The 14,706-nt window shown below is 39.2% G+C and carries 12 protein-coding genes, 1 pseudogene and 1 riboswitch; of the genes and pseudogenes, 5 read left to right on the top strand and 8 right to left on the bottom strand.

Going from position 1 to position 14,706, the window contains the following annotated elements; genetic code table 11:
* Window positions 1–212: 212 nt before the first annotated feature.
* Together AWM76_RS07930 and AWM76_RS07925 are read left to right on the top strand one after the other, a co-directional pair.
* Window positions 213–1,145: a YitT family protein gene (locus tag AWM76_RS07930; protein ID WP_039935879.1), complete on the top strand. Its 933-nt coding sequence runs from the start codon at window positions 213–215 to the stop codon at window positions 1,143–1,145.
* Between the two features lie 75 nt (window positions 1,146–1,220).
* A complete protein-coding gene (locus tag AWM76_RS07925) occupies window positions 1,221–1,916 on the top strand; it encodes a hypothetical protein (protein WP_003142992.1) in 696 nt (231 codons plus the stop codon).
* A 71-nt stretch (window positions 1,917–1,987) separates the two neighbouring features.
* Here the strand turns inward: AWM76_RS07925 and AWM76_RS07920 are convergent, their stop codons facing one another.
* Window positions 1,988–2,950: an AraC family transcriptional regulator gene (locus AWM76_RS07920; RefSeq protein WP_003142990.1), complete on the bottom strand. Its 963-nt coding sequence runs from the start codon at window positions 2,948–2,950 to the stop codon at window positions 1,988–1,990.
* A gap of 368 nt (window positions 2,951–3,318) precedes the next feature.
* On the opposite strand from AWM76_RS07920, the gene AWM76_RS07915 reads away from it, so the two are divergent.
* Both AWM76_RS07915 and purB read left to right on the top strand, forming a co-directional pair.
* A complete protein-coding gene (locus AWM76_RS07915) occupies window positions 3,319–4,395 on the top strand; it encodes a tetratricopeptide repeat protein (protein WP_106427310.1) in 1,077 nt (358 codons plus the stop codon).
* A 150-nt stretch (window positions 4,396–4,545) separates the two neighbouring features.
* Window positions 4,546–5,847, top strand: coding sequence for an adenylosuccinate lyase (gene purB, locus AWM76_RS07910; protein WP_003142987.1), 1,302 nt, complete (start codon window positions 4,546–4,548; stop codon window positions 5,845–5,847).
* Between the two features lie 258 nt (window positions 5,848–6,105).
* Here purB and AWM76_RS07905 read toward each other — a convergent pair whose 3' ends face one another.
* From AWM76_RS07905 to AWM76_RS07890, 4 genes are all read right to left on the bottom strand, one after another.
* Window positions 6,106–6,975, bottom strand: coding sequence for a helix-turn-helix domain-containing protein (locus AWM76_RS07905; protein ID WP_003142986.1), 870 nt, complete (start codon window positions 6,973–6,975; stop codon window positions 6,106–6,108).
* 122 nt (window positions 6,976–7,097) lie between these two features.
* Window positions 7,098–7,988: a 4-hydroxy-tetrahydrodipicolinate synthase gene (gene dapA, locus AWM76_RS07900; RefSeq protein WP_003142985.1), complete on the bottom strand. Its 891-nt coding sequence runs from the start codon at window positions 7,986–7,988 to the stop codon at window positions 7,098–7,100.
* A 169-nt stretch (window positions 7,989–8,157) separates the two neighbouring features.
* Window positions 8,158–8,306, bottom strand: a riboswitch (Lysine riboswitch).
* 91 nt (window positions 8,307–8,397) lie between these two features.
* A complete protein-coding gene (alr, locus tag AWM76_RS07895) occupies window positions 8,398–9,561 on the bottom strand; it encodes an alanine racemase (protein ID WP_003142984.1) in 1,164 nt (387 codons plus the stop codon).
* Between the two features lie 175 nt (window positions 9,562–9,736).
* Window positions 9,737–10,282 (bottom strand): FUSC family protein, encoded by a 546-nt coding sequence (locus AWM76_RS07890; protein ID WP_003142983.1) that lies wholly within the window; start codon window positions 10,280–10,282, stop codon window positions 9,737–9,739.
* A gap of 130 nt (window positions 10,283–10,412) precedes the next feature.
* Here AWM76_RS07890 and AWM76_RS07885 point away from each other — a divergent pair, with 130 nt between their 5' ends.
* Window positions 10,413–10,781: a hypothetical protein gene (locus tag AWM76_RS07885; protein WP_003142982.1), complete on the top strand. Its 369-nt coding sequence runs from the start codon at window positions 10,413–10,415 to the stop codon at window positions 10,779–10,781.
* 470 nt (window positions 10,782–11,251) lie between these two features.
* On the opposite strand, the pseudogene AWM76_RS07880 reads toward AWM76_RS07885, so the two are convergent.
* From AWM76_RS07880 to AWM76_RS07870, 3 genes and pseudogenes are all read right to left on the bottom strand, one after another.
* Window positions 11,252–12,394 (bottom strand): annotated as a pseudogene (locus AWM76_RS07880) (RNA-guided endonuclease TnpB family protein); the annotation flags it as partial.
* A 297-nt stretch (window positions 12,395–12,691) separates the two neighbouring features.
* Window positions 12,692–13,804: a M24 family metallopeptidase gene (locus tag AWM76_RS07875; protein ID WP_003143392.1), complete on the bottom strand. Its 1,113-nt coding sequence runs from the start codon at window positions 13,802–13,804 to the stop codon at window positions 12,692–12,694.
* A gap of 17 nt (window positions 13,805–13,821) precedes the next feature.
* Window positions 13,822–14,613, bottom strand: coding sequence for a hydrolase (locus AWM76_RS07870; protein ID WP_039935946.1), 792 nt, complete (start codon window positions 14,611–14,613; stop codon window positions 13,822–13,824).
* Window positions 14,614–14,706 lie beyond the last annotated feature (93 nt).

Genomic DNA, 14,706 nt, shown 5'->3' with positions numbered 1-14,706 from the left:
TTTCTCATCCCTCTCGGATTTAATTCTTATTCATCTATTCGTATATTTTCGATTGATAAATTTAATGGTATTTTAATTTGAAATTATCACTTTGTCAACTTTTATCACAAGCTTTAATTTGTAATGTAAACAATGAGGGTCACTGATTGATTGCCCAGGGGTATTTTGTTATATTTTGTGTATTAGATTGGACAAAAAAGAGAGGTATTAAATTGAAAAAAGTATTAGCAGCTATAGATATTCAGCAATTATTCATCATCACTTTGGGGACTTTAGGCATGACCATTGGTTTGTATTTCTTCTTAGTACCGGATTCCCTTGTCGGTGGGGGTACTGGAGGTATGGCGCAGGTATTGGCACCTTTTATTCCGCTACCTTATTCAGTGATTCTTTTTGCTATTAATATAGTCTTACTGGTCATTGGGATTATGGTGATTGGTAAGGAGTTTGGTGGAACAACCCTGTATTCTGTCATTCTCTATTCAGGCTTTTATGCCTTATTCGAACGGTTTGTACCAGTTACAGGGGCAGTTGCTGATGATCCCATGGTCAACTTGATTTTGGGACAAGTCCTCCTTTCAATTGGTGTCGGCCTAGTTTTTAATGCCGGAGCCACAACTGGTGGGGTAGATATTATTGCCAAAATAATGAACATGTACCTACCTATCACCTTTGCGACAGGGGTCATGATTTCCGATATGACCATCTTGCTTGCGAATATGGTGGTATTTGGGATTGAAAGTGGTTTGTATGCCACAATCGGGGTCCTACTGGCCAATGTCGTTGTCGACCGCGTTATCACTGGTGGTTCTGCAAGATACAACGTGAATATTACGTCAGAAATGGCTGGTGAAATCAACGATTTTATTTTGATAGAATTGGCCCGTGCGACAACAATCTATACGGCTAAGGGTGGCTATACCAAGAAATCACGTGCGGTGATTACAACAGTTGTTGACCGTGAAGAATTATTACGGTTGAAAAACCAGGTAACTGAAATGGATGCGAATGCTTTTATGTATGTGTCGCCTGTATCTGAAGTGACTGGGCGCGGATTCTCCTTTGAAGTGAGGAGAAAACAGTCTCGAATTGCTAAACTAAGAGCGCGTGCTTTGAAAGGGAAAAATTCTAGTATCAACAATTAGCCTTTTTGTTCCAATAATCATGTATAATAAATATATATATCATAAGAATGATAGCAATACGAACGGAGGGCTAGTGTGAGAACAGATGAATTATATTCAAAGCTGATCAATTTAGGATTTATAGAAAACTACTATGTAGCTAGCAAAGAATACAAGGATGGGTCAAAACATCGGATTTTGAAAATTTATGATGATGATTCCAAACTGGCCGAAGTAGCTTTAGACCAACCATACATGATTCGCACAACTTATGAAGGGTTTGAGGCTAGAAATGAACTTGAAAAACAGGCCTTATTAAACTTACTCATCAACTATGCACAAACACCAATTGAAGGACGACAGTCAGCCCTATATTTTGCCTATTACCATGATTTAAATAATATTGTGCATTTTATCAAACGTCTACGAAACAAACGTTTAACTGACGATATGATTCCATTAGCTTATTTTACTACGCTAACACCAGAACAAAGGGAGAGCTTCTTATTCTCAATGTCTGAATTTGATGATTTTCCAGAGGCATACCGACCACGATTTACACCAGATTCATTTGTTAAAGTGATTTCTTATGAAGAATTCTCGCAAAATATCCATGACCGCTATAATCTGGATATGCCTGAGGCAGAACCATCATACAGTAGAGCTGATGAAGAGGAAGATGACGTTAAAGAAGACGGCGATAACAACCAAGACAGCGACACAACACTTGGCGACGTCCATGATATCTTAGATTTTAGAAATAAATCTGACGATGACCAACCTGACCAATAGGATATATAACAAAAGAACCACTCTATCAGCGCTAGTCGGCATGGATAGGGTGGTTCTTCTTTTTGTAAATTTTAAAGAATAGTCTGCGTATTTTGTTGTGCATACTTCTTCGGAGAGGTGTTGAATACCTTCTTGAATGAACGGTAGAAAGTAGAGTAGTCACCGAATCCGGATGCGTCGGATATGTCTTGTAAGGACATTTTGTTGGTGCTCATATGATTGATTAATTGTGCAGCATAGTTGGCACGTTTCTCAATCAAATATTCGTGGAAGTTTTGGTTCATTTCTTTACGGAATAGTTTTGATAAATAATATGGCGAAATATCAAATACTTTTGTAATCCGGTCTAATTGTAAGTCAGATTCTTTAAAGTGTTGATCGATATAGTAGATGATGTGACTAAAGTGTTTGTCCTCTTTATAATCACCAGACATAGACGGGATTTTCTTCGCATGGTAGACGTTCATCAATGAATGGTATAGGTGAAAAGCAGTTGCGAAGGTAGTTTCTTCTACTTCTTCATCACTATAAGTAAGAATTTTATTTAAATGAGTAATTATCTTATCCAGATTTTCTTTATCTAAACGGTAATGCCCCGGTTCATTATAAAAGCGAATAATATCTTCATAAAGATTATCATTTACCATAGCATATTGATGAATCAACTTCTCAGGTACCATGCAGCTAAAACGGGTATTATTAATACCTTCTTCACTAGTCATTAAATGCGGAATGTTAGGTGGAATAATCATAATATCACCATTGTAAAGTGTGTAACTGATATCATTTACGATAAACTGACATTGATTACCTAAGTAGAATAGAATTTCAAAATGGTCATGATAATGCATACTAGCAGTAATACTAGAGTATTCTGCAAGATCCATACCAATTTGCTCAAGTGAAGGGATATTATTATAAGATTTAAGCATCATTGTGCGTCGTTCATCATGATAGCTAAGAGATAAATGTTTCTGAAATGTATTAACGGCAATTGCTTCCAAGAGTTCACCTTCTAATTTAACTTTCGTCATAATAATTTATACTTTGCAATATTTAACTTATGTCTATAGTGTACTAAACTTCTACAAGCGGTTTCAAGGCTTTTTATAATTTAATTTTAAGAAAGGGATTGTGCCGTAAAAAATCTGTAATATATGTTATAATTTAAGGAAAAATAAGGCCTTTGATAACCAATGCCAGTTTTAATCTCATGCGATACAGTATTTTACAACAGTCAGGAAAAATACAATTTTCAACACTGCGCAACTTTAAAATCAAAAATGAAAGAGTATTTTAAAGGCTTTTTGGTTTCAATAGCACAAAAAAAACAGTACAATAAATTTTGGTGTAATGAAGAACTTATTTTATGCTGAAATTTATTGCTTTAGGAGACGAGCTTATGGATAAGGACCAAGAAAAACTTATACAAAGAATTCAAGCTGTGCCAACTGATGATTACAGCTACTGCATTCAAGTTATCTCTAAAATTTTAAGAGATAACCACAAACACACCAGCGATGAAGCTTTTATTAAAGCCTTCAATGAAGTGATGGCGGAAAAATTCCCGAATCAATCAACAGATTACAATCAAATGATTGCTGAAATTAAAATGCAAGATGATGCCGAATTCGTTAAACGCATTCGCAACATTACGGCAGTCGACCCAGTCCGTGCTAATTTTGAAATGTCATTATACATTCGCCGGATGGAAGACGATTTCGACCAATTCACACCTAAGAAAAATATTAAAAATTTAAGTATTTATGATGAACTAGATCTTTTCCAATTTATCTATAATAATGATACAGGTTTAGAATTATCACCAACTACGCGCGATTATGCGGGTATGTATGTGGAGTATGCCAAAGTGCAAATTCAAGCCAATGAATGGCGTGAAGCGATTGACTCATACCAACAAGCCTTATTATGGAATCCCTATGATGTAGACACTATCTACGCCTTAGCGGAACTATACCAAGAAATGGAACAGTACGGGATGTCTTACCCAACCGTTCTTAATGGTTTGAGTTATTCACTTAGAGTAGAGGACCTAGCTTATGGGTTTGCTTTAATCGGGGACTTCTACTACCGTAAAGAAGACTTTGAGAAAGCCTACATGTTATACCATATTTCCCTTATGTGGAATGAAAATGATAATGCCAGAGCAGGTTTAGAAGTCTTAGCAGAATTAGACCGTGAGTGGCCAGAAATTCTTGAAGGTAAGGAACAAGAAGCCTTCCTTGAGGATCTGGGCTTAAACGACTACCCATCCGTGGATATGTTAACAGCTTTAAAAGAAGCAGCATTCCGCTTTAATGAGCACGGCCAATATGAAGCGGCCTACGAATATTTAGCCATTTATGAAGATATTTTAGGCAATGTTGACCCGCAAGTGACGGCAGTTTTAGACCAACTAGAAGCTGACCACCCTGATTTATTGATGGAAGAATTGGACTATGATCACGATCACCATTAGCCATAAAAATTACAGAGACGAGACCAATTTGAGATTCAATAATGGGACTCGTCTTTTTTTTTTTTGCGAAAAATAATCACTGCCAGAAAGCTGGCATGTGATATAATTGTTGCGTACAAAAATTGAGCGCGTGCAATAAAGGAGAATGTTATGATACCTAGATATACCCGTCCTGAAATGGGGCAAATCTGGTCACAAGAAAATAAATATGCCTCTTGGTTGGAAGTTGAAATTCTTGCAACAGAGGCATGGGCAGCCTTAGGGGAAGTCCCTAAAGAGGATGCGCAAGCTATTCGTGAAAAGGCCACTTTTGATACAAAACGAGTGGAAGAAATTGAAAAAGACACCCGTCATGATGTGGTTGCCTTTACCCGTAATGTGTCTGAATCATTGGGCGAAGAACGTAAATGGGTGCATTATGGCTTAACGTCTACTGATGTTGTGGATACAGCTCAAGGTTACCAATTAAAACAAGCAAATGATTTAATTCGTAAAGATTTAGACCGATTCTTGCAGGTGTTAAAAGCACGTGCGATTGAACATAAATACACGGTTACAATGGGCCGCACCCATGGTGTTCATGCTGAACCAACGACTTTTGGTTTGAAAATAGCACGTTGGTATTCAGAATGTAAACGAAATATCCAACGATTTGAAGCAGCTGCGCGAGGTGTTGAAGCAGGTAAAATTTCTGGTGCAGTAGGTACTTACGCCAATGTACCGCCATTTATTGAAACTTATGTATGTGAACACTTAGGCATTAACCCACAAGAGATTTCAACTCAAATCTTACCACGTGACCTACACGCTGAATATATTTCATCACTCGCTTTAATTGCTACAATGATAGAAAATATTGCGACAGAAGTCCGTTCGCTACAAAAATCGGAAACGCGGGAAGTGGAAGAATTCTTTGCAAAAGGGCAAAAAGGTTCAAGCGCTATGCCACATAAGCGTAACCCAATCGGTTCAGAAAACATGGCTGGATTAGCCCGTGTCGTTCGTGGTCACGTCATGACTGCCTATGAAAACGTGACTTTATGGCATGAAAGAGATATCTCTCATTCATCTGCTGAACGGATTATTCTACCAGATACAACAATCTTAGTAGATTATATGTTAAATCGTTTCGCAAACATTATGGAAAAACTCACCGTCTTCCCTGAAAATATGAAACGCAACATGGATGCTACTCACGGTTTAATCTACTCACAACGTGTATTGCTAAAATTGGTTGATGCAGGCTTATCACGCGAAGCAGCCTACGATTTAGTTCAACCATTAACAGCAATCGCTTGGGACGAAGGCAAGCACTTTAAAGGGCTTGTAGAAGCCAATGAAGAAATCACTAGTCACCTAGATCAAGCAGCTATTGATGACGCCTTTGACTACCATTACCACATCCAAAAAGTGGATGACATCTTCAAAAAATTAGGACTAGTAGAAGATTAGATTATTAGCAAAATTCAATGACTATATACAAAAAAGCTCACGGTACTTAACCCAGATTAGGGCAAGTGCCGTGAACTTTTTGTTTGATGTATGAAAAAAGTTGTTGCAAGTAGCATGATTCAGCACTATTTTGTCCGATCCTGGACTGAGGGTGGTACCACTGCTTTTAGGGCTATGATAGGTAAAGAGACAGCCGACGACTGAAATCAATAAATCTATAAATCTATAAATCTATAAATCTATAAAAAAAGGAGATCCTTATGAGTCTCCTTTTTTTGGTACCTGATGCGGTCTAATATGATAATGCTTAATAAAGGCTCTATAGAAGTTACTATAATCATTAAAGCCAGCTTTTTGCCATGACTCCGTGATAGACAAACCATTTTCAATCAGGGTATAGGCATAGCCCAACCGCAAGTCCAAGATGAATTGGTAAATGGTTGAATGGAAGTAAGGCTGGAATACCCGGTTGACAGTTGACGTTGAAATGTCAAACTTGTCTGCGATGTCTTGAAGGGTTAGGTCTTTTCGGTAGGAATCAACAATAAAATGTTTAATCTCGTAGGCTAAAATCTCTCTTTCAGACATCTCTAACCGGTTTTGGTTTGAAGCAGAAGAAAGTCGACACAATTCAAGGAATATGGTCGATACAATACTAAAGATCATTTTCTTTTGAATGTTGTCTTCAGGTCGTTTCAATTCCAACTGTAATTGAATCAAAGTTTGTAGTAGATGTTGCCAAGTGACAAATGAGAAACTGAAGACATGGGGTTCATCAAAAATGTGTTTAACTTCAGGTGTTTCCACAAAATCATTGGCAATAGCATCTAGGTAAGGTTCACCTAGGGATAAAATATAGGCATATATTTTTTCTTCTGTTGGTTTGTGGTCGTCAACGTGAGGACCACAGTCTTTTTCCGGTAAGATTAACCATCTCATAATCGGTTCAGGTAAGACAACAATTTGACGCACAGAGATGTCAATTTTCTTGTCGGCTAACTCAATAGAGAAGGGTCTAAGGGGAATCAAGAGTTCGTTTCGATGGAAAGAAGAACGATTATAAATGTCAACCATTTGCTGATCAACTTTTTTTAGTTTGATTCGAAATGGTGGTGTTCCAGTTGGCATAAATCAAAACTCCTATTTTACATATTCAATCTATCACTTATCAGCTGCAATAAAAGAAAGAGCGTGCACTCATAAGTTACACACCCTTTAATATACCACAATTTACTTCAGAATTGAAAAGACTATAGCAAATTCAATCGTTTCATTTCAGCTTCTAGTGCAGCCACTGTTTCCTCTTGAGCAGGGACTAGTGGTAGACGCACTGAACCTGTATCGAAACCAAGCATAGACATAGCTTTTTTGATTGGAATTGGATTTGGTTCACTGAATAAAATGTCGATTAACGGTTTAAAAGTCGTTTGAATTTCAGCCGCTTTTTTAAAGTCGCCATTTAAGGCATAATGAGTCATTTCATGTACTTGTTTTGGTGCAATGTTAGCCAAAACAGAAATCACCCCTTGGCCACCCAAACTCATTAATGGAATAACCGTATCGTCGTTTCCAGAGTACACATCAAAATCAGGACCAACGTGGTAACGCGCATCCACTGCATTGGCTAAATCACCAGTTGCATCTTTAATGGCGACAATGTTTTCGATATTTTTAAGTTCCGCCAATGTTTTTGGTGCAATAGACATACCTGTACGTCCTGGTACATCATATAAGATAATAGGCGTCGTTTTTACTGCATCTGCAATGGCACTATAATGCGCCAATAAACCAGCTTGGCTCGTTTTTAAATAATAAGGCGTTACAGAAAGAATAGCATCTGCACCTGCGGCTACACAGTCTTTCGTTAATTGGATTCCGTGGGCAGTGTCATTAGACCCAGCACCAGCAATCACGGGCACACGGCCATTGACTTTTTCCACGCAGAATTTTACTAATTCAACTTGTTCTTCGTCAGTTTGTGTTGAAGCTTCACCAGTTGTTCCGGCAACGACAATGGCATCTGTACCATTTTCAATTTGAAATTCAATCAACTCCGCAAACACATCGTAATTGATATTTTGTTCTAATGAATTATCGTAAGGGGTAACAATGGCTACCGCAGAACCTTTAAAAATTGTCATGAGAATCCTCCTATATTGTTCGCACTTTGAAATTGTCTTTATGAAAAAACGATCAGATAGCTTGAGTATAAAAAAAGGCAGACAAGAGCATCACTCTATGTCTACCTAGGAAAACGTGTCAAAAAATACTGATAGCATTCAATAACCCTAACAGTTTTTAATCCCTAGCATAAGACAAGCGCTCCGCACCTTAATGGGCATTAAGGTTTGACAGGGATAACCCTCTTAGGTATTACCCCCAACACAGAAAATCTGCATTTCGGCACAACCACCTTTCACCATCGGCTACTGATTGGTTGCGCATCCTCTATATCTATACTTTCTATTTGTATAATCGTTAGTTTAAAATTAACATGACTATCCACTAAAGGCAAGGATTAAATGGAAAAACTATTAGATTTCGACAGCGTTATTTCATTGTCTTTTTCTTATTAGATGTATATTCTCTGGGCAATCGTTGGCCTAAATTCGTCAAGACTTCATGGGCAATCGTTCCAGCGTGACTAGCAACGTCCACTACATCAACAGTTTGGCCGCCATTTGTCCCAATTAAGGTCACTTTAGCGCCTACAGGCATCTCATGGGGTAGGCGAATAATCATCTGGTCCATACAAATCCGGCCCACACTCGGGCACCGCTCGCCGTCAACAATGGCATCCAGGCCCAAATAACTTCTTTGCCAGCCGTCCGCATAGCCAATCGGTAGGGTAGCCACCCATTCATCCGTACCGGCCACATAATCAGCCCCGTAGGAAATCGTATCGCCCGCATGCATTTGTTTGACGTAGATGATTTCCGTTTCCAAGGTCAATGCTTGCTTGAAATCAACAGGCGACGCCACATCTTCCATACTTGGGATGGATCCGTATAAGCCCAGGCCAAGTCGCGCAGCATCCAACGTTTTTTCCGGGTACCACAGGCTTAAGGCAGAGTTTGATTGATGGAAAAGGGGGGTGTACCCTAATGCTGAGTAGTCCAATTGACCAAGCAAACTTTCAAAAAAGTCAGATTGGGCTTGAACCTTATCCTTACCATGGTCAGTGAAGGAATCAGCTGTAGCATAGTGGGTAAAGACTGAAGCCAACTTAAATTTCTTCGGATGTTTGGCAATGTAATCAATGATTTTTTGCGCTTCTTTAGCAGACCGCACGCCAATCCGTCCCATTCCAGAATCCACTTTAAGGTGGACATTCAATTGATGAAGGCGAGAAAAGTCTTTATCATGTTTCTTGGCGTATTTTAAATAGTCTAAGCTAGACACTGTCACACCAATTTCTAAATTGGCTAAAAGCCAAGCGTCGTCTGGATCAGTCAAGCCTAAAATCATGATAGGGGCAATAATCCCAGCGTCCCTTAATTCTAAAGCTTCATCCGCAACCGCGACTGCAAAACCGTCGGCACCGCGAGATTGGAGTGCGTCGGCTATTTTGACAGCACCTAAACCATAGCCGTCAGCCTTAACAACTGCCATAACAGCTTTATTACCGATATGCTTTTTAATAGCGAAATAATTATGAATAATCGCATCTAGAGACACGATGGCCTTACTAGGGCGATGATAACCAATGGTCATAGTTTAAACCTCTCTTTAATCACATGGATTGATCGAAATAGATAGTAAATGACGTTAATACCGCGCATTCCACTTCTCATTTATTATACCACTTGTGGGTAAAAACTCGAAAGAAGGGTCTCTAACTTAAGGAAAAGCTAAGTTAGTCCAATCTTAAGCTCACCTTAGTGATCATTTAAACATCATCAGAGGTAGAGATTTGTAGGAATTTCGGTACATAACTATTGTAAGTAAGGATCCAAGGAACCACTCGCTCTCTTGGGAAAATATACTCGATACTTACAGCGACAATGGCGCCCAAAAAGGTATCTAACACCCGAAGTAGGGCATAGACATATTGATTGTCCGCTGGAATATTGAAGACAATGACAAGGAAAGTGGCGCTACCACCAATAACCCCTTGTGGATTCTTGACGAGAAGGTTAGTTTGAATCGTAATTAAAATACCTAAACCGCCTAAAAGTGCAGTAATCAAATAATGGTCAGGCAATAACTTATGTAAAAAAATATAAACTAATGAAGCAAAAGCCCCACAAACAATGGATAAGGTTCTGCGTAAACCAAAAGAAAGCGACAAAGTGACGTCAGCCCTTTGTGAAAATACCGCTGAAAGAGCAGCAATTTGCGGGTCAATAGGGATAAATGCAGAAATAAGGATAATCATAAAGACACTCAAGGAAGTCTTTAGCGTCCGCATACCAACATGAAAACTTTGTTTCAATGAAATAAGCTCCTTTAATTAAGAGGAAAAGATGAAAAAATCTCCTTCTCTACAATTTGAAATTTCTTGTAAATAGATTATACTAGGAATACTGGATAAAATGAACTAAATAATAAAGGTGGTGCACTAGGTGAAGCGGCAAACATATCGCCAAGCGAAAAAAGCGCTTGAACGCGAGAAGAAGAATAACCAAAAAAAGTATGGAAATCCTTTTTCAGATGACATTAAATCCTCAGTCCCTGAGACAACACTCACACAGGATACTGCAGAATTTAACGTCGAAACGTTTGCGGAAACACCTGTGCCAAAAGAAACCTTCCAAGACTTAGACACCAATGAAATCTTCTTCGAAAGACAAAAACAAAAACAATACTTTTGGTCTGGTTCAAGCAATCACTCCCGCAAAGTACTGGTATGGATTATTCTAGCCCTCGCCATCCTAGCAGTAGTCTTGCTCGGACCGCGCGTTTTCGAATTCTTCCAAATGATCTTTAAGTAGAAAAGGTGCGACAGAAGTCGATTAGAAATAAAACACTAGAATAAAAGTAAAAAGCGCCCTTCATTTGTCGTGATGGGTGCTTTTTGAAGCTTATCATTTAAATATTTGGCATCATAAAATGAAAAATAGGGTATTGGTGGACTTGTAACCAGTATTATTTTGGTCGTTTCTTAAAAGAGAAGCGATTGAAATGGCAGATACACCAAATCAGCAAGTCATAGGAAGAAGCGTTAGGAGGAGTTTCTTCATTTACCCGGCACGTCGTGTATATAAGTAGACTAGTATTTAGATGGAAAGTGGTTAGGATCCTGTAATATCAACTACTCTCTGTTAAAACAGAGAGTTTGTCCTAAACATGGTGGTTGTACAAACGATATAATATCTCCAACCGTTTAAAGACACTAAGGGATGGTTGACTGGCACCCCATCAGTAAGCGGTCTGTAGACACTTACCGAATATTGTTTTATGTTTAATAATTTTGTATTGGCACAACTTTTTCAAACCGCGGGTTTTTCTCACTCGACAGATATCGGTGACCCAATTCTTGAATATTGATAGCTGCCACACGGTCATCATTTGATTGATACCCACAATTTTGACAAGTAAACAAGTGCTTATATTGTTGTCTATTAGCTCTATCAATTGATTCGCATTTCGGACAACGTTGGGACGTAAATTGTGCGGATACTTTTAAAACTTGCGAACCACTTTCTAAAGCTTTGTACATTAACTTTTCTTCAAAATCGAAGAATCGCCAAGAATGGTGTTCATACCGTGCATCTTGCTTACGGTGGTGAGTCGTGTTAAAAGTAACGTTCGTAAGATCTTCCACCACAAACAAGGTATTGGCCCCGTATCGGTCAACGAGTGTCTTTGATAATTGATGGTTCACATCATTCATCCAGCGGTTCTCTCGTCTTTCAATTGTTTTAAGGCGTCTACGACTTGATTTGGTGTTCTTCGCTTGTAAGGACTGGCGCAATTTCTTAAAACGCCGTCTTTTCTTCATCAAGCTTTTACCCGAATAGAAGGTAGTATGAGCTGTATCATCCGCAATAGTTAGTATCTGTCTTAAACCACGGTCAATGCCTACAATCCGTTGAATATTAGTTTCATCTGGGCTGTCTATCTCTTTACTTGCGGACACGTGTAAGAACCACTTACCCTTACGACAGCGTAATTCAGCTTGACCGAACTTGTAAGCATTCTGGCTAAATTGTTGAAGATAATCGATATGTTGCTTATCACAAGACACTTTAATTCGTCCTTGATTGGTCGTCAGTGAATAGGTATTATTTTGGTGATAAGCGTAGTTACGATTACGTACGAACACAGCTACTGGTTGCTTAAACCCTAGGGGTTTCGTTAAATGGTAAAGGTCTTTATATAGCGTATGATATTTACCTGTATGGATATCTTTATAACGCTTAGGTTTTTGTTTAAACTGTGTTTTCACGGTCTTATATCTCGCGATTACCGTACGCATCACGGACTGGGCCATTTGCGATTGCAGCCCAAAATCCTGACGTATCTGATGATACAAGGCGTTGTGCAAAGTCGTTTGACCTAATTCAAAGTCATGGTCAAAGATATATGTCGAAACAAAATTACAAGCGTTTAAAAACTGTTATTGGGTTTCTTCGAACTTTTCAATATCACTAGCACTTGGGTATAATTGCACTTTAATCGTTTTCGTTAACTGCATCTTATCACCTCTTTTCTCTTAAAATACATTATACTATCTATTTAGAGGAAACATAAACGATAACCTAGTAAAATCAACAAAAAGACCTGTCTATTTCGCTAATTCCTCCTAGGTATCAATACCTAGGTTTCCTTAGCTGACAGCTTGTAAATGAATATGAATCTAAAAAAACACGACGACTGTCGTGTTTTAGTGTGCAATGTTTTATTTTGGTTGAATAATAAGCATATCTTTGGTGAAGTGGTTCAAGTTTTCAGTGCCACCATCATGCGCGATCACTAAATCTTCAATACGAACGGCTGTATTACCAGTCAGGTAAACACCAGGTTCGATTGAGAAGATATTGCCATCTTTAATGGTATCTGTATTAGCTTTTGACACATCACCTTTTTCATGAACTTCGCGTCCGATGAAATGGCCTAGTCGGTGGGTAAATTGATCACCATATCCTTGGGCTGTAATGTAATCACGCGCTGCAGCGTCCACATTCGCCAAAGTTTCGCCAACCTTGACCGCGTTAATACCACGTAAATTGGCTTCAAGCACGATGTCATATACCCTTTTGGCCTCAGCACTAGGTTCACCGTAATAAACGGTACGAGTCATGTCCGAACAGTATTCTTCATGTTTACAGCCGATATCAATGACAATCGAATCACCCAGTTTCGGCAAGGTATGGTCAGATTCATGGTGTGGGTCAGCACCGTTTGAACCGTAGGCGATAATGGGTTCGAATGAAAAGCCGGCATCTGCGCCTTCTTCATCGTAAATACGGGCTAATTGATCTACTGCAGCCAATTCGTCTAAACCAAGTGGTAAGACTTCTTCGATTAAACGAGCCATGGCACGGTCGTTAATGTCTGAAGCTTTACGCATTTTTTCTTGTTCTTCAGCGGTTTTAATAGCTCTTTGGGCATCAACTAAGTCAGATCCTACTTCAAAAGTGGCCTGGTTGTATGTTTTGGCGATGGCTAATAGTTGGTCAGCCCGCCACAATTTATCCACGCCGATTCGTAGTGGGGCGTCGGTTGCTGGGAAATCCGCTAGATTTGCGAAGGCTTCAGCGATTGTGTAGTTATCATCTACCCAAGTGACGTCAACATCAGCTAATTCGTCGAATACAAATAGCTTGTTAGCGATAATTTGTGGACCTTTATCCGGCTGTATAATCAATAACCAAAAACGTTCCATGGGGTCAAAAATGACACCGGTGTAGTAGTCGATGGATGCCTTGTCGCTAATGATTAGGGCATCTAAGTTGTGGTTTTTAACTTGTTGTTGAATGGTTATTAGTCGGTTGCTATGTTCTTGATCCATATATCCTCCATCTCGTCTTACAGATAGCCATCAGAAGAATCTTCACTATAATTCTTTTCAGCTTCTGGATGTTCCTCAATATATTCCTCAAATTCACGTAAGGTCATACCATCATGGGTTTCAAGGAAGTCCTCGCGGCGGTCTTTACGGTATTTGACCATTTTCTCTTTAAATATCTCACCAGTAGTCGGCGGTGTCCAGGAAACGGCGTTAGCGCCAGCTTCAATCACCTTACGAATGGTGTCTTCATTATTGCCCCCAGTTGCGATAATCGGCACATCTGGGAAATCCCGGCGAATCCGTTCAACAATAGCGGCTGTTTCTTTGCCTCCTGAAACGTTTAAGATATCCGCACCGGCAGAAATCCGTGCTTCAATATCATTATAGGCAGAGACAACTGTCGCTACAATCGGGGAGTCGACGGTGTGCTCAATATCTAAAATATTTTCTGCAGTCATCGGTGCATTCACCACAACCCCTTGAACCCCTGTCGCTTCGGCAAAAAGGGCAATATCTACGCTACGCTTACCCTGAGTTGTACCGCCACCAACACCGGCAAATACAGGTTGACTGGCTACTGATGTCACTGCTGAAATGATCGCAGGATGCGGGGAGAATGGGTAGACAGCTAAGACGGCATCCGCATTACAGTATAGGATTGTGGCGACGTCAGTTGTAAAGACAAATGATTTTAAAGTTCGTCCAAACACGCGAATACCGGATGCTTCGTTAATAACTTCTGGCACCATCACCATATCGCTTCTAAACTGAGAAGAGATATTTTGAGAGCCGTTTTTTGGTTGATTCAACGCTATAACCTCCATTTAATTGATTGAATGGGTGTTTCAAATAGTTCTAGTCTTATTATAATACTTATATAAAAAGAATGACAATTCAAAATC

Source organism: Aerococcus viridans (assembly GCF_001543285.1).
Taxonomy (GTDB): Bacteria; Bacillota; Bacilli; order Lactobacillales; family Aerococcaceae; genus Aerococcus; species Aerococcus viridans.
Note: the sequence above shows the minus strand (reverse complement) of the source record. Positions and strands in the feature narration are given on the sequence as shown.